General features: G+C 70.5%; 15 protein-coding genes. 11 read left to right on the plus strand and 4 right to left on the minus strand.

Features of this window, described 5'->3' with window-relative positions; translation table 11 throughout:
- The first annotated feature begins 440 nt into the window (after positions 1-440).
- Positions 441-1,229, plus strand: coding sequence for a DeoR/GlpR family DNA-binding transcription regulator (locus tag AUL35_RS13525; protein ID WP_244493773.1), 789 nt, complete (start codon positions 441-443; stop codon positions 1,227-1,229).
- A gap of 27 nt (positions 1,230-1,256) precedes the next feature.
- Positions 1,257-2,453, plus strand: coding sequence for an MFS transporter (locus tag AUL35_RS13530; protein WP_062015624.1), 1,197 nt, complete (start codon positions 1,257-1,259; stop codon positions 2,451-2,453).
- Positions 2,454-2,459: 6 nt separating this feature from the next.
- Here the strand turns inward: AUL35_RS13530 and AUL35_RS22180 are convergent, their stop codons facing one another.
- Complete coding sequence (locus AUL35_RS22180) at positions 2,460-2,618, minus strand: DUF3309 domain-containing protein (RefSeq protein ID WP_156417987.1); 159 nt, start codon at positions 2,616-2,618, stop codon at positions 2,460-2,462.
- A gap of 170 nt (positions 2,619-2,788) precedes the next feature.
- Between AUL35_RS22180 and ispG the strand changes: the two genes are divergently transcribed.
- Entirely contained in the window at positions 2,789-4,069 is a 1,281-nt protein-coding gene (ispG, locus tag AUL35_RS13535) for a flavodoxin-dependent (E)-4-hydroxy-3-methylbut-2-enyl-diphosphate synthase (protein ID WP_062015626.1), read from the plus strand.
- A complete protein-coding gene (locus AUL35_RS13540) occupies positions 4,066-4,917 on the plus strand; it encodes a transglycosylase SLT domain-containing protein (protein WP_062015627.1) in 852 nt (283 codons plus the stop codon). Before ispG ends, AUL35_RS13540 begins: the two co-directional genes overlap by 4 nt.
- A 13-nt stretch (positions 4,918-4,930) precedes the next feature.
- On the opposite strand, the gene mauJ is transcribed toward AUL35_RS13540, so the two are convergent.
- Both mauJ and AUL35_RS13545 read right to left on the minus strand, forming a co-directional pair.
- Positions 4,931-5,812, minus strand: coding sequence for a methylamine utilization protein MauJ (gene mauJ / locus AUL35_RS22185; protein ID WP_156417988.1), 882 nt, complete (start codon positions 5,810-5,812; stop codon positions 4,931-4,933).
- 401 nt (positions 5,813-6,213) lie between these two features.
- On the minus strand, positions 6,214-7,128 hold the full coding sequence (locus AUL35_RS13545; RefSeq protein ID WP_062015629.1) for a polyprenyl synthetase family protein: 915 nt from the start codon (positions 7,126-7,128) through the stop codon (positions 6,214-6,216).
- 192 nt (positions 7,129-7,320) lie between these two features.
- Between AUL35_RS13545 and mtgA the strand changes: the two genes are divergently transcribed.
- Both mtgA and rpmF read left to right on the plus strand, forming a co-directional pair.
- Positions 7,321-8,004, plus strand: a complete 684-nt coding sequence (gene mtgA, locus AUL35_RS13550; RefSeq protein WP_062015631.1) for a monofunctional biosynthetic peptidoglycan transglycosylase — start codon at positions 7,321-7,323, stop codon at positions 8,002-8,004.
- A 248-nt stretch (positions 8,005-8,252) separates the two neighbouring features.
- Positions 8,253-8,438 (plus strand): 50S ribosomal protein L32, encoded by a 186-nt coding sequence (gene rpmF, locus AUL35_RS13555; RefSeq protein WP_062015633.1) that lies wholly within the window; start codon positions 8,253-8,255, stop codon positions 8,436-8,438.
- A gap of 94 nt (positions 8,439-8,532) precedes the next feature.
- Here rpmF and phaR read toward each other — a convergent pair whose 3' ends face one another.
- Positions 8,533-9,132: a polyhydroxyalkanoate synthesis repressor PhaR gene (gene phaR / locus AUL35_RS13560; protein ID WP_062015635.1), complete on the minus strand. Its 600-nt coding sequence runs from the start codon at positions 9,130-9,132 to the stop codon at positions 8,533-8,535.
- Positions 9,133-9,357: 225 nt separating this feature from the next.
- On the opposite strand from phaR, the gene AUL35_RS13565 reads away from it, so the two are divergent.
- From AUL35_RS13565 to AUL35_RS13585, 5 genes are all read left to right on the plus strand, one after another.
- Complete coding sequence (locus AUL35_RS13565; RefSeq protein ID WP_062015637.1) at positions 9,358-10,542, plus strand: acetyl-CoA C-acetyltransferase; 1,185 nt, start codon at positions 9,358-9,360, stop codon at positions 10,540-10,542.
- A gap of 172 nt (positions 10,543-10,714) precedes the next feature.
- Positions 10,715-11,440, plus strand: coding sequence for an acetoacetyl-CoA reductase (phbB, locus tag AUL35_RS13570; RefSeq protein ID WP_062015639.1), 726 nt, complete (start codon positions 10,715-10,717; stop codon positions 11,438-11,440).
- A 109-nt stretch (positions 11,441-11,549) separates the two neighbouring features.
- The gene (locus AUL35_RS13575; protein WP_156417989.1) at positions 11,550-11,903 is read left to right on the plus strand and encodes a PepSY domain-containing protein; all 354 of its coding nucleotides are present in this window, start codon (positions 11,550-11,552) and stop codon (positions 11,901-11,903) included.
- Positions 11,904-12,084: 181 nt separating this feature from the next.
- On the plus strand, positions 12,085-12,453 hold the full coding sequence (locus AUL35_RS13580; RefSeq protein ID WP_062015641.1) for a PepSY domain-containing protein: 369 nt from the start codon (positions 12,085-12,087) through the stop codon (positions 12,451-12,453).
- Positions 12,454-12,545: 92 nt separating this feature from the next.
- The coding region (locus AUL35_RS13585; RefSeq protein ID WP_062015643.1) for a helicase-related protein at positions 12,546-15,723 on the plus strand (3,178 nt) is incomplete at its 3' end.

The following is a 15,723-nucleotide window of genomic DNA, read 5'->3' on the forward strand; positions in this document are numbered from 1 at the left end:
TGCCTTTCCGGCTCTCCCCCTTCCGCCCATCCGGCGGCGGGGGAGGGCGGCTGCTCCGCCGCCCGTGGCCGAAAGCAGACCCATGCCCATCGGGGGACCCGGTCGTCGTCGCCGCCAGTCCGCCTGACGCCGTGCGCTCGGCGATCTTTTGCGGTTACGCAAGAGGGCGACGTCGGAGATCTCGCGGGCTCTGGCCCGATCCTCCGCCCCGTGGCGAGCGCGGGCGGCGAGGGACCTTTCCGGCCCGACGCTCCTTCACGATCTCGTCCGCGTCGCGAGCGGCAACACGGTTGGCGCCGGCGACCGGTTCGCCTGCCCGGAGCGGATCGCAGCCGACACCCGGTTGACCACTTCTGCATGGTCATGCCATGTGATGCACGATCATGCACGTTTGGAATGCCGCTATGGACGCTCACCTCCTCACCGGTCAAAGACAGACGATGATCCGCGAGCGCCTCGCCCGCGAGGGCCGCGTGCTGGCGGCCGACCTCGCCGAAACCTTCGCGGTCTCCGAGGACACGATCCGGCGCGACCTGCGCGAGCTGGCCGCGCGCGGCGAATGCCTTCGCGTCTATGGCGGCGCCTTGCCCTTCGCGCCCCGGGCCGGGACCCTGAGCCAGCGGCGCGACCAGGCGGTCGCCCGCAAGCTGCGGCTCGCCGAGCGCGTCGCCGCCGGAATCATGCCGGGCTCGACCCTGTTCATTGACGCGGGCTCCACCAATCTGCTTGTCGCCGAGCGCCTTGCTCCGGGCAGCGGCCTGACGGTCGCCACCAACGCGCCGGCCATCGCCTGCGCCCTGCAGGACAAGCAGGGCATTGCGACCGTACTTCTCGGTGGACGGCTCCACGGCGAAAGCGGCGCCTGCCTCGGCTCGCAGACGCTGCGCGAGGCCGAGCGCCTGCGCCCGACCGTCCTGATCCTGGGCGCCTGCGGCCTGGATGCCGGGGCCGGCATCACCGCCCATCACCTGGAGGAGGCCGAGCTCAAGGGCAGCCTGATGGAGCGCGCGGGCGAAGTCTGGGTGGCGGCCACCACCGACAAGCTCGCGACCGCCGCCTCGTTCACGGTCGCCCCCGCCCGCCGCCTCGCGCGCCTCGTCGTGGAGTACGACTGCCCCGAGCCGCTCGTTTCGCCCTTCGCCGCGCTCGGCGTCGCCTGCGAGCGAGCCGAAGCGCCGGACGCCATGGAAGGCCCGCGCCTTCGCCGCGCGGCGCGCCACGCCGCCTGAACGACCGACCTCGACGAAAGACCGCCGATGACCACGCTTGCTCCTTCCGTGCGGCCGCCGCGCGCCTCGCTCTGGCCGCGCGAGCGCCTGGCCGTCTCAGGCGCCTTTCTCGCCAACGGCTTCGTGCTCGGCAACTGGGCGCCGCAGGTGCCGATCTTCGCCGAACGCCTGGGGCTGTCGGAATCGCGCCTCGGCCTTCTGATCCTCGCCTTCGGCGTCGGCGCGGTGCTCGCCATGCCGCTGGTGGGGGCCGCGACGGCGCGGTTCGGCACGCGCCGTCCGGTTCTCGTCGGACAGGTGCTTCTCGCGATCGCCTTTCCGCTGCTCGCGCTGGCGCCGACGCCGGTGCTCGCCGCGCTCGCGATCCTCTTCTTCGGCATGTCGATGGGCGGCATGGACGTCGCCATGAACGCCAACGCGGTGGCGGTCGAGCGGCGGCTGCCGCGCGCCATGATGTCGTCCTGCCACGGCTTCTGGTCGATCGGCGGCTTCACGGGCGCCGCCGTCGGCGGCCCCCTGATCGCGGCGCTCGGCGGCACGGGCCACATGATGCTGATCGGGCTCGTGACGCTTCTGGCCGCGCTGCCGGTCGGGCGCGCCATGCTGGAGGACCGCGACGCGCCGCACGAGGCGGCGCCGGATGCCGCGACGAGCGGCGGTCGGGGCGGAATCCTCAGCTGGGGGGCGGTCGCGATCGGCGTCTGCGCGCTGTTCGCCATGGTGCCGGAAGGCGCGGCGATCGACTGGAGCGCGATCTACCTGCGCCAGGACCACGGCACCGAGGTCGCCCTGTCGGGCCTCGCCTTCGCGGCCCTGTCGGGCTCGATGGCGCTCTTCCGCTTCCTGGGCGACCCGATCCGCGACCGGCTGGGCGCTGTGCGCACGGTGCGCCTTTCGGTCGGCCTCGGCATCGTCGGGCTTCTTCTGGTCGCGCTCGGCCCCGTGCTGCCCGTGATCCTCGTGGGCTTCGCGGTGCTCGGCGTCGGCCTGTCCAACATCGTGCCGGTGGCCTTCTCGGCGGCCGGCAACATTCCCGGCCTCAAGCCCGGCGTCGGCATCTCGATCGCCACCACGATCGGCTATTCGGGCATCCTGATCGCGCCGTCCGCGATCGGCTGGTTCGCCGAGCATTTCGGCTTTCCGCCGGTGTTCCTGGCGCTCGCCGTGCTTCTCGCCCTCGTCTTTCCGCTGGCCGGTCTGATGCGCGGCGCCGACCGCGCGTGAGAGCGGTCAGATCAGAACCGTCACCCACAGGAGCACGCAGACGAGGAAGATCACGCCCCATGCGATCGCGGGCCTCGCGCTGAAGCGGCGCGACCAGGGCCAGACCGGCAGGTAGGCCACGAAGACCAGAAGCGAGAAGAGCGAGAGGATGGCGCCGAGCGGCATGGGGCGGGAAGTCTCCGGCAAATGGGCTTTGCCGGGGTAGGGGCGGGAGCTGCCGCGATCAAGCCCGGCGCCGTCACGCTCGCGACATGATGAAGCGCCTTGATTGCGGACGGCCCGCGCCCCCTGTAGATCGAAGCCCTCCGCCTCCCGAGCGAAAAGTCCGGAGCACCATGCTCAACGCCCCCGTCCAAGTTCCCCTGGAGCCCGTCCTGGTCGATCCGCTGCCGCGTCGCATGACGGTCGGCGTCGATGTCGGCGGCGTGAAGGTCGGCGGCGGCGCCCCGGTCGTGGTGCAGTCCATGACCAACACCGACACGGCCGACATCGACGCGACGGTGCGGCAGGTCGCCCAGCTCAGCCGCGCGGGCTCCGAGATCGTGCGCATCACGGTGGACCGTGACGAGTCGGCCGCCGCCGTCCCCCGCATCCGCGAGCGGCTCGACCGGCTGGGGCTTTCCGTGCCGCTCGTGGGCGACTTCCACTATATCGGCCACAAGCTTCTGGCCGACCATCCGGCCTGCGCCGAGGCGCTCGCCAAGTATCGCATCAATCCCGGCAATGTCGGCTTCAAGGACAAGAAGGACCGGCAGTTCGTCGAGATCGTGGAACAGGCGATCCGCTGGAACAAGCCCGTGCGCATCGGCGTCAACTGGGGCTCGCTCGATCAGGAGCTGCTGACGCGCCTGATGGACGCCAACGCCGCGCTGGCGACGCCCGCGCCCGCCCGAGCCGTGATGCGCGAGGCGATCATCCAGTCGGCGCTGCTCTCGGCCCAGCTCGCCGAGGAGACGGGGCTCGGGCGCGACCGCATCCTCCTGTCGGCCAAGGTTTCCAACGTCCAGGACCTCATCGGCGTCTACCGCGACCTGTCGCGCCGGACCGACCACGCGCTCCATCTCGGCCTGACGGAAGCGGGCATGGGCACGAAGGGCATCGTGGCGTCGGCCGCCTCGATGGGCATCCTCCTCCAGGAAGGCATCGGCGACACGATCCGCGTGTCGTTGACGCCCGAGCCCGGCGGCGACCGCACGCGCGAGGTGCAGGTCGCGCAGGAGCTCCTGCAGACCATGGGCTTCCGGCAGTTCCTGCCCATCGTCGCGGCGTGCCCGGGCTGCGGACGCACGACCTCGACGCTGTTCCAGGAACTGGCCGAGACGATCCAGAGCGACATCCGGGAGAACATGCCGGTCTGGCGCGAGCGCTATCCCGGCGTCGAGGCCCTGTCGGTCGCCGTCATGGGCTGCATCGTCAACGGGCCTGGCGAGAGCAAGCACGCCGATATCGGCATCTCGCTGCCGGGCACCGCCGAGGTGCCCTCGGCGCCGGTCTACATGGACGGCGTGAAGGTCGCGACGCTGCGCGGCGCAACGATCGCCCAAGACTTCCACCAGATGGTGCTGCAGTACATCGAGCGCCGCTACGGGCGGCCCGCCACCGCCGCCGCGGAGTGAGACGCGCCGCCGCGCTCCTTCTCGCCGCGCTTCTGGCCGCCTCGCCCGCGCGGGCCGCGCAGCCCGAGCGCGCGGACGATCCGCGCGTCGCCGAGATCTGCGACCTGATCGAGGCGAACGCGAAGCTGGTGGGCATGGAGCCGGCCTTCTTCGCGCGCCTCATCTGGAAGGAGTCGCGCTTCGACGAGGGCGCGCGCTCGCCAGTGGGCGCGCTCGGCATCGCCCAGTTCATGCCCTACACCGCCAGGGAGCGGGGCCTCGGCAACCCGCTCGACAAGCGCGAGGCGCTGCGCCACTCGGCCGGATACCTCAAGGACCTACGCGCCGAGCTCGGCTCCTGGGGGCTGGCGGCGGCGGCCTATAACGGCGGCATCAACCGCGTGAAGCGCTGGATGGGCGGCGGCGGGCGCCTTCCCTTCGAGACCGAGGACTACGTCCTGTCGATCACAGCGCAGCCCGCCTCCTGGTTCCGCGAGGAGGCGGGGCGCGAGGCCGAGGTGACGCCGCTCGTCAAGGATCTCGACTTCGCGAGCGCCTGCCGCCGCCTGCCGATCCTGCCGACGCGCGCCGTCTTCGCGCTGGCCGAAAGCGCGCCGCTGCGGCCCTGGGGCGCGCAGGTCGCGGGCCATCCCAACGAGGCGATCGCGGTGCGCATATACCACCGCCTCCAGGACCAGTATCCGAAGGTGCTGGGCGGCATCACGCCGATCCTCCTGCGCTCTCGCCCCATCTCCGGCCCGCGCCGCATCACGGCCGTGCGCATCGGCGCCGACTCGCGCCGCGAGGCCGACGCCTTCTGCACGCGCTACCGCTCGGCGGGCGGAAGCTGCGTGGTGGTGAGGAACTGAGGGCGCGATTTTGTCATGCCAACCTGAACTTCCTGGGTTCTGGTATGGCCATTTCGTCCGTCATGCAGATGTAGGCCAACATCTTAAGGATCGGCAATGCCCGCCGTAGTCGGCCTTCTTCGTTAGCATTGTCCGGGTTGGACGCAGGATGTCTGTTGCCTCCATGTGCAACAGCGCATCGACAGCTTGAACGAAGATATTCTCCTATCTCGCATCCCTCCGCTTGGATGGCTGCAATTTCCTGCATGGCACCGGCTTTGTAATATGGGGCTGCAGAGGGGATCGTTGTTAGCCCTCGGCTCACGAATAATCCTCGCTCCTTCCCCTCTGGAAATGCCCTCTCGAGTATCTTGAAGAACGAGAGGACGGCGTAGTGAGGGCTGGCAAACTCAAGATTGCAGCCCTCGCGCCAGAAGGCCAAAGCAAGATGCTGGTCCTCGCTCAGTGAGGGAAGCTCGCTCACCGCGAACCGACCTTTGAAGTAGGGCATGAAGTTCTGGCTATGGCGCGAGAAGCCGACCAAGGGGGTTGGCCGTCTACTACAGCCTCCAAACGAGAAGACCGCGATCCGCCCCTCAGAGAGCCACGCTATCGAACTGAGGAAACGGGCGATCAAGGAATAATCTTCCTCGATGGCCACCAAGTCGGTTCTCTCCAGGGCGACAGCCGGGAACGAGTCACCGCGCTGTGGGACCACGTAAAACCGATGTCCGCCCTGCACGATCTCCTGATCAACCGTCGGCCATGGCGTAGACATGAAAATATTGGCGAGCGCCCACGAAGTGAACGGATACTTCGGATCGACCATGCACGACCCTTTACACATGCTGAACTCGAACAGTTCGGGCAATGCTGCTTTTCCGGACGCACCGGTTGTAGCATCGTCGTCGCCCACCTTCGCTGACGGCATTACGTCGGAAGTGCTCCGAATTCACCTCCTAGCTCTTCGCACACTGCCGCAAAATGCCCGTAGACGAAGTTCGCCTCCTGAACGAGTACGAACGTCTTAAGGTCACCAACACGACTGAAGCGGACCGTGCGCTCGGCCCTGATGCTAAAAATCCTGAGCCCAAGCAGCTGTGCTCCGATCCGTGGCGGTCGAGAGGAATCAGAGGGCCTCATCGTTTGGATGCAGTGGATGATCGAGGACCGCAGAACGTCGTTGCTCTTGCGCGTGAGGATCAGCGATCATGCGTCTTCCCCGGACGGGGCAGGATAGGGCTCGCGCGACGAATAGGCGACCTCTCCCGACGTGTTGTCCCATAGCGGGTCAACTCCGCGCGATTCGCGATGCCGTCAGCGATCGCGCCCGGCCACGAAGCGGGCGGCCCAGCGCAGCGTTTGGGCACGCATGCCGAAGGGCTCCAGCATCGCCTCGGCGTCGCGGACGAGCCGGCTGAGTTCCTGCCGCGTCCAGCTCTGGCCATGGAGCGCCGGCAGGGTCTTCTTGCCGCGCGCGGCGTCCTTGCCGGCGGCCTTGCCGAGCGTGGCCGTATCCGCCGTCTCGTCGAGAAGGTCGTCGGCGAGCTGGAAGGCGAGGCCCAGCGCCTCGCCGAAGCGGCGCAGCACCGCCTGATCGGAGCCCGAGGCGCCCGCCAGAACCGCGCCCGCCTCGCAGCCGAAGGCGATCAGGGCGCCGGTCTTCATCGCCTGGAGCTGCCGGATCTCGGCCTCGTGCAGCGTCGGGCGGCGCTCGGCCGCCAGGTCCAGCGCCTGTCCGCCCACCATGCCGGCGGCGCCCGCCTCGCGCGACAGGAGGCGCACGAGTTCGATCCGGCGCTCGGGGGCGATGGCCTGCGCCTCCGCCACGAGCCCGAAGGCGAGCGTCAGCAGCGCATCGCCCGCCAGGATCGCCGTCGCCTCGTCGAAGGCGCGGTGAACCGTCGGCCGGCCGCGCCGCAGGTCGTCGTCGTCCATGGCCGGCAGGTCGTCGTGGACCAGCGAGTAGCAGTGGACGCATTCCAGCGCGAGCGCGACGGGCATGGCCTGGTCCGCCGGGGCGCCGAAGAGCGCGGCGCTCTCGACCACGAGAAAGGGCCGCAGCCGCTTGCCGCCGCCGAGCGCGCCGTGTCGCATGGCCTCGAGAAGCCGCTCGGGCGCCTCGCGCAAGAGCGGGCTCGCGCTCCCGAGCGCCGTCTCCAGCGCGCGCTCGACGCGCTCGGCCGTACGGGAAAGCGCGTCTGCGACGGACGTGTCGGTCTGGCTGGACATGGCGGGGGCTTCGGGTCCGGATCGGGAAAAGGCTCTGGCCTCCTCTTGGCGCAAGCGCGCGGGCGGGCGCAAGACCGGCGCGGGCGGTTGCCCCGGCTTCGGGGGAGGCGCTAAGACCGCGATGCGTCTCGCTTTCCATCGGACGCTTCGAACCCGCCCGATTCTCCCTCAACCCCGGAAGACGCCTCGCCCATGGTCCGACGTCTCGTCTCCGCCGCCCTTCTGGTCGTGGCGGTGCTGGCCGCGATCCCGCTGGTGCTGGTGCCGGTCTACGCCATTCCGGGAATTCGGCCGATCTCGACGCTGATGCTGGCGGAGCATTTCACCTTCCAGCCCTTCGAGCGCGAATGGACGCCGATCGAGGCCATCGCGCCGGTCCTGGTGCGCTCGGTGATGATGTCGGAGGACGGGCAGTACTGCTTCCACGGGGGCGTGGACTGGGACGCGCTCGGAGATGTGGTGGACCAGGCGGTGAACGAGGGCGAGGCGGGGCGGGGCGCCTCGACCATCCCCATGCAGACGGTCAAGAACCTCTTCCTCTGGAACGGGCGCTCCTTCCTGCGCAAGGCGCTGGAGCTGCCGCTCGCGACCTATGCCGACCTCGTCTGGTCGAAGACGCGCACGATGGAGATCTATCTCAACGTCGCCGAATGGGGGAACGGCATCTACGGGATCGGCGCGGCGAGCCGCTACTACTTCAACCGCCCCGCCAGCCAGCTGACGGCGAACCAGGCGGCGCTTCTGGCGGTGGCGCTGCCCTCGCCGCTGACGCGCGACCCGGCCAACCCCAGCGCCGGGCTGAAGCGCCTTGCGGGCACCGTGGCCGCGCGCGCCCGGGCGAGCGGCGGCTATATCGGCTGTGTCAGCGGAGTGTGAGGCGGGGCACCCCTTGCGCCCTCTTCCCTTCCGGGCCCGCCTTTGCTATGGGCTCGCCTGATTTCCTCGGATCGCGAAACGACGCGCGGCCTCTAAGACAGGGCGCGGCGCAGCGTTGCCGGTGCGGGGAGCGGATCGGGCTTCCTTCGGGTGGCGCGGTCCGGTCGAACCCGAATGTCAGTTGCGGTCCCGCCGGCCCTCGGTCTTCGAGGACACCTGGCGCCGCCGGCGCGAACGAAAGAAAACCGATGGCCGTTCCCAAGCGAAAGACCTCCCCCTCCAAGCGCGGCATGCGCCGCTCGGCCGACGCCCTTTCGGCGCCGACCTACATCGAGGACAAGAACTCGGGCGAGCTGCGCCGTCCGCACCACATCGACCTCAAGAGCGGCATGTATCGCGGCCGCCAGATCCTGAAGGTCAAGGAAGGCGCCTGACCCGAAGGCCGCCCGCGGGCGGCCGGCAGGCTCCAGACATGCGAAAAGGCCGGGCTCGCGCCCGGCCTTTTTTCGTAACCCCGTGCCGAGGGGCTCAGTCCTTCTTGCGGTCCAGCGCCTCGAGGCGCCGCTGCATCTCGGCGAGCTGGTCGCGCAGGGCCGCCAGATCGTCGGCGCCCGGCTGCGCGGGGGCGGCGGCCGGCGGCGGGGCGGCCGGCTTCTTCGCGTCGGCCCCGCCGAGCGCGCCTGCCATGAAGGGGTTGAAGACCGCCATCGCCTCGCGGAACATCTCGGTGTTGCGCCGCACCTGCGCCTCCATCAGCGCCATGGGCGACTGCGCGCCCCCGTTCGCGCCGCGAAAGGTCTCCTGCTCGCGCGAGAAGGCGGCCATGGAGTGTTCCAGGTAGGCCGGGATCACCATCTGCATCTGGTCGCCGTAGAAGCGGATCAGCTGGCGCAGGAAGGTGATGGGCATCAGGTTCTGCCCGCCCTTGTTCTCCTGCTCGAAGATGATCTGCGTCAGCACCGAGTGGGTGATGTCCTCGCCGGTCTTGGCGTCCTGCACCACGAAGTCCTCGTTGCCCTTGACCATGGCGGCGAGGTTTTCGAGCGTCACGTACATCGAGGTGCCGGTGTTGTAGAGCCGGCGGTTGGCGTATTTCTTGATGATCGTCGTTTCGTTGTTGCGTGCCATCCGCCCGGTGCCTTCCGCTCGTCACCGGCCCTTCGCAGGACCTTCTGGTAAGAGATAGGCACAATCGCGCCTTGTTTCCAAACGCCGCGGCCCGTTTGTCCCCGGTTCGCCGCGAGGGATCGCGGGAAAAGGCGACTTGAACCTCGCTTCCGGCAGGGCAATTGTTATCCATAACCGGCGCCCGACGCCGGATCGGGGCGGACAGGGCGAGAGCGAGGACAACCCATGAGTGCCAATCCATCGATCGTGATCGTCGGCGCGGCGCGCACGCCGGTCGGCGCCTTCAACGGCGCCTTCGCCGACGTGCCGGCGCACGAGCTCGGAGCCGCAGCCGTCGCCGAGGCGCTGCGCCGCGCCGGCGTCGAGGCGGCCGAGGTCGACGAGGTGATCCTCGGCCAAGTGCTTTCGGCGGGCGAGGGGCAGAACCCGGCGCGCCAGGCCGCCATGAAGGCCGGCGTTCCCAAGGAGGCGACCGCCTGGGGCCTTAACCAGCTCTGCGGCTCGGGCCTGCGCGCGGTGGCGCTCGGCCTGCAGCAGATCGCGGGCGGCGATGCGCGCGTCGTGGTGGCGGGCGGGCAGGAGTCCATGTCCATGGCCCCGCACGCCGCGCATCTGCGCTCGGGAACGAAGATGGGCGACCTGAAGCTCGTCGACACGATGCTCAAGGACGGGCTGATCGACGCCTTCCATGGCTACCACATGGGAAACACGGCCGAGAACGTCTCGCGCCAGTGGCAGATCACGCGCGGCGAGCAGGACGAGTTCGCGGTCCGCTCGCAGAACAAGGCCGAGGAGGCGCAGAAGGCCGGGCGCTTCCGCGACGAGATCGTCGTCTTCACCGTGAAGGGGCGCAAGGGCGACACCGTCGTCTCGGACGACGAGTACATCAAGCACGGCACGACGCTGGAGAAGGTCGCCAAGCTCCGTCCGGCCTTCGACAAGGAGGGCACGGTCACGGCCGCCAACGCCAGCGGCATCAACGACGGCGCTGCGGCCGTGGTGCTGATGAGCGAGGCGGAGGCCTCGCGGCGCGGCCTGACGCCCCTGGTGCGCATCGTCTCCTGGGCGAGCGTCGGCGTCGATCCGGCGGTGATGGGCACGGGGCCGATCCCCGCCTCGCGGCGCGCCCTCGAGAAGGCCGGCTGGCGGGTCGAGGACCTCGACCTCGTCGAGGCCAACGAGGCCTTCGCGGCCCAGGCCTGCGCGGTCAACAAGGACATGGGCTGGGACCCCTCGATCGTGAACGTCAACGGCGGCGCGATCGCGATCGGCCATCCGATCGGGGCGAGCGGGGCGCGCTGCCTCAACACGCTGGTCTTCGAGATGGGCCGGCGCGGCTCGCGCAAGGGCCTCGCCACGCTCTGCATCGGCGGCGGCATGGGCGTCGCCATGTGCGTCGAGCGCCTCTGACGCATCGCATCCCCTCGGGACCGCCAACCGGTGATCCCGCTTTCCTCGCAGGAAGTCGGCCCGCCGCCCCGTGCGGCCGGTCCCCCAGAAGACGTCGCGAGCGATCCCGGCCGCAGTCGCCGCGCTCGCGGCGCGCGTCGTCGTCACGGTTGCAACAAGGGAGGTAGCAGGCATGGCAAGGGTCGCGGTGGTGACGGGGGGCTCGCGCGGCATCGGCGCGGCGATCGCTCGCGCGCTGAAGGCGGAAGGCTACGGCGTCGCGGTGAACTACGCCGGCAACGAGGCGGCGGCGGAGGCTTTCCGCGCCGAGACCGGCATTCCCGTGTTCCGCTGGGACGTGTCGGACTATGCGGCCTGCGAGGCCGGGCTGGCGCGCGTCGCGGACGAGGTCGGACCGGTGGACATCCTCGTCAACAATGCCGGCATCACGCGCGACGCCATGTTCCACAAGATGACGCCCGAGCAGTGGAACGCGGTGATCGGCACCAACCTCACGGGCCTGTTCAACATGACGCGCCTCGTCTGGGAGGGGATGCGCGCCCGCAGGTTCGGCCGCGTCGTCAACATCTCCTCGATCAACGGGCAGAAGGGCCAGGCGGGCCAGGCGAACTACTCCGCCGCCAAGGCCGGCGACATCGGCTTCACCAAGGCGCTGGCCCAGGAGGGGGCGCGCGCCGGCATCACGGTGAACGCCATCACGCCCGGCTATATCGGCACCGAGATGGTGCGCGCCATCGACGAGAAGGTGCTGAACGAGCGCATCCTGCCGCAGATCCCGGTCGGGCGGCTCGGCGAGCCCGAGGAGATCGCGCGCTGCGTCCTGTTTCTGGTGGCCGAGGACGCGGGCTTCATCACCGGCGCGACCCTCTCGGCCAACGGCGGCCAGTATCTCGCCTGACGGGGCGGGGCGGGGGAGCGGGAACCTCGCCCCCGCCCGCGGTGTTTACGGCTCCGAGAGACCGAAAACCAACGCGCCGCCCCCTGTCGCGGCGCCGGAGGACCAACCGATGATCAGCAAGAGCCTCACCGCCGCCGCCCTCGCCCTGGTGGCCGTCGCCACCGCCACGCCCAGCCTGGCCCAGGGCATCGAGATCGGCCGCGACGGCGTCCGCCTGGTGGATCCCAACGCCCGCCGCGACGACGACATGCGACGTGACGACATGCGCCGCGACGACCGCCGCGCGGCGCGCGAGATCGGCGAGCGCGACGCGATCCGCATCGCGCGCGGCGAGGGCGTGCGAGAGGTGGATGACGTGCGCCGCACGAGCCGCGCCTTCCGCGTGGTCGGCACGGATCGTTCGGGCGACGACATCCAGGTCGATATCGACCGCCGCTCGGGCGACGTCCTGTCGGTTCGCTGAACCCATCGATCGCGCAGGTGGAGACAAGGGCGGTGCCGTTCGCGGCGCCGCCCCTTTCGCGTCCGTCCGCCGCTTTCGCGAGCGACGGCGCGGCGCGAAGGGAACCAAAGCGCCGGCCCGCGCGTCTGTAGCGCACCCGGCGCTGCGGCTCGCCCGGCCGGGCGTTCAACGGGAGTCTTTCATGACGATCAGTTCCTTGCTGCGCGTCGGCCTCATCGCCGGACTGGCCAGCCTTTCCGCCGCGCCGGTCCTGGCGCAGGGCATCCAGATCGGACCGGGCGGCGTGCGCGTCCTTCCCGACGACCGCGGCCCGCCTCCTCCCGGCTACGGTTATGACGGCCCGCGCCGCTTCCGCGACGAACCGCCGCCGCGCCGGCGCGAGATCACCGAGCGCGAGGCGGTGCGCATCTCCCGCTCGCAGGGCATGCGCGAGGTGGACGACGTGTATTCGCGCGGTCGCACGATCCGCGTCGAGGGCGCCGACCGCCGCGGGCGCGACCTCACCGTGATCATCGACCGCCGCTCGGGCGACATCGTCGACGTGCGCTGAGGCCACGGAACGGCGGCTTTCTGCCCGGGCGCGGCGATCCATCGCCGCGCCCGGTTGCGTTTGGCGCCAGCCTCCCCAACTAACGTCGCGTGATGATGGATGCGCCCCTTCTTTCGCGCTCGGCCCGCCCGGCGGGCAACCACCCCGACGGGCGTGGCGTCACGGCGGTTCTCGGCCCCACCAATACCGGCAAGACCTGGCTCGCCATCGAGCGCATGGTGGCGCATCCCTCGGGGGTGATCGGCCTGCCGCTGCGGCTCCTGGCGCGCGAGGTCTACGGAAAGGTCGTCGACCGCGTGGGCGTCGGCGCGGTCTCGCTGATCACGGGCGAGGAGAAGATCAAGCCGCCCAACGCTCGCTTTCAGGTCTGCACCGTCGAGGCCATGCCGCGCGAGACCAACGCCTCGTTCGTCGCGATCGACGAGGTGCAGCTGGCCGGCGACTTCGAGCGCGGCCACGTCTTCACCGATCGCATTCTCCACACGCGCGGGCGCGACGAGACGCTGCTTCTCGGCTCGGCCACGATGCGCGGCGTTCTGGAGCGCATGCTGCCGGGCATCAGCTGCGTGACGCGGCCGCGCCTGTCGCAGATTCTCTATGCCGGCTCCAAGAAGATCACGCGCCTGCCGCGCCGCTCGGCGATCGTCGCCTTCTCGGCCGAGGAGGTCTACGCCATCGCCGAGCTGATCCGCCGCCAGCGCGGCGGGGCGGCGGTCGTGCTGGGCGCCTTGTCCCCGCGCACGCGCAACGCGCAGGTCGACCTCTACCAGAACGGCGACGTCGAGTTTCTGGTGGCCACCGACGCGATCGGCATGGGCCTCAACCTCGATGTCGACCACGTCGCCTTCGCGCAGGACTGGAAATACGACGGCTTCCAGTATCGCCAGCTGACGCCGGCCGAGTTCGGGCAGATCGCGGGGCGCGCGGGGCGCCACGTGCGCGACGGCACCTTCGGCGTGACGGGCCGCGTCGATCCGATGCCCCAGGAACTGGTGGAGCACCTGGAGGCCCACGAGTTCCAGCCGGTGCGCGTGCTCCAGTGGCGCAACCGGCACCTCGACTTCTCGAGCGTCGAGGCGCTGAAGACCTCGCTCGACCGCGCCCCGCCGAACGAGTTCCTGTCGCGCTCGCTTCCGTCCGTCGACCAGCGGGCGCTCGAGTTCCTGTCGCGCGACGAGGCGGTGATGCGCGCGGCCAACGGGGCGAAGGCGGTGGAGCTTCTCTGGGAAGCGTGCAAGCTGCCCGACTACCGGCGCATCGCGCCCGCCCAGCACGCCGAGATCATCGCCTCCATCTATGCCGACCTCGTGCGCAGGGGCACGGTGGCCGAGGACTACATGGCCGCGCAGGTCCGGCGGGCCGACTCGGTCGAGGGCGACATCGACACGCTCTCGCAGCGCATCGCCGAGATCCGCACCTGGACCTACATCTCGCACCGGCCCGGCTGGCTGGCCGATCCGACACACTGGCAGGAAAACACCCGCGCCATCGAGGACCGTCTCTCTGACGCCTTGCACGAGCGGTTGACGAAACGCTTCGTAGATCGCAGGACAAGCGTCCTGATGAAGCGGCTGAGAGAGAACGCGTTCATGGAAGCTGAAATCGGCGGCGACGGCACGGTGCTCGTTGAGGGTCACCTGGTGGGCGAGCTGCAGGGATTCCGCTTCACGCCCGACACAAAGAGCGACGGACCGGACGCCAAGACCGTGCGCGCCGCCGCGCAGAAGGCGTTGGCGAGCGAGTACGAGAAGCGCGCCGAGCGCTTCGCGAACGCGCCCAACGGCGACCTGGCGCTCGGCTCCGACGCCTATGTGCGCTGGCTGGGCGCGCCGATCGCGAGCCTCGTCGCAGGCGAGGACGCGCTGCGTCCGCGAATCGTCCTGCTCGCCGACGAGCAGCTGACCGGCCCCGCGCGCGACAAGGTGGCGGCCCGCGCCGAGCGCTTCGTCACCTACCAGATCTCCACGATCCTGAAGCCGCTCGCCGATCTCAAGGAGGCGCAGGGCGCCGAGGGCGTCGCCAAGGGCATCGCCTTCCGCCTGTTCGAGGCCTACGGCCTGATCCAGCGCCGCGAGATCGCCGACGAGGTGCGCTCGCTCGACCAGGAGGCGCGCGCCGCGCTGCGGCGTCTGGGCGTTCGCTTCGGCGCCTACCACATCTTCGTGCCGGCCCTCGTGAAGCCGGCGCCCGCCGCCCTCCTGACCCTTCTGTGGGGCATCAAGGAGGACGGGCGCGAGCGTCCCGGCTACGGCGAGGTGACGCAGCTCCTCGCCACGGGCCGCACCTCGGTCCAGGCCAATCCCGAGTTCGACCCGGTCTTCTACGGGCTCGCCGGCTACCGCCTGCTCGGGCGGCGCGCGGTGCGCATCGACATCCTAGAGCGTCTGGCCGACCTGATCCGCCCGGCGCTCGGCTGGTCGCCGACCGCCGCCGGCAAGCGCCCGGAAGGCGCCTTCAACGGCCGCGAGTTCATCGTCACCCCTCCGATGATGTCGATTCTCGGCGCGACCGCCGACGACATGGACGAGATCCTGAAGGGTCTCGGCTACCGCTCCAACGCGATGGAGCAACGCGAGGTCGAGGCGACGATGCGGCGCCAGGACGAGGCGCTGGCCGCCGCCGAGGCCGTGCGTGCCGCCGAGGCCGCCGCGTCCGCGACGAAGCCGGCGGGCGATGCCGCCGATGCGGACGCCAAGATCCTCGAGGAGGGCGCCCTTCTCGCGATGCGCGGCGACGAGCCGGCGAGCGACGGGGTGTCCGCCGAGGAGGACGTCGCGGAGCCGCTCGGCTCGGCCGAGGTCGTCGCGGTATCCGACCTCGAGCCCGCTATGGAACCGGGCGCGGCGCTCAACGAGGGTGACCTCGACGCCGTCGCGGGCGACGAGCCGCGCCCCGTGGATGCCATCCTTTCCGACGCCGAGCCGACCGATGCGGACGAGGTCGAGGCGCGTCCGGCGCTCGCGCCCGAGCCCGACGACGCGACCCCTGCGGTCGAGGTCGCGGCGGCCGAGCCGGGCGCGGTGGACGGCGCGGTTTCGGCCGAGGCCGAGACGGCGGCCGAGCCGCCCAAGATGGTGCTCCTGTGGCGACCCCATCGCGGCGGCGACCGGGGCGAGCGCCGCGGCGGCCAGGGACGCGGCCGTCCGGGCGGGCAGAATCGCGAGGCGCGCGGCGGCGAGGATCGCGGCGGCGCCGGCCAGCGCTTCGGGCGCGGCAACGGCAACCGGCCGGAGCGCAGCGGCGACGACCGGCGCACGCAGGGTGGCCCGC

The organism is Aureimonas sp. AU4, from assembly GCF_001463765.1.
Lineage (GTDB): Bacteria > Pseudomonadota > Alphaproteobacteria > Rhizobiales > Rhizobiaceae > Aureimonas.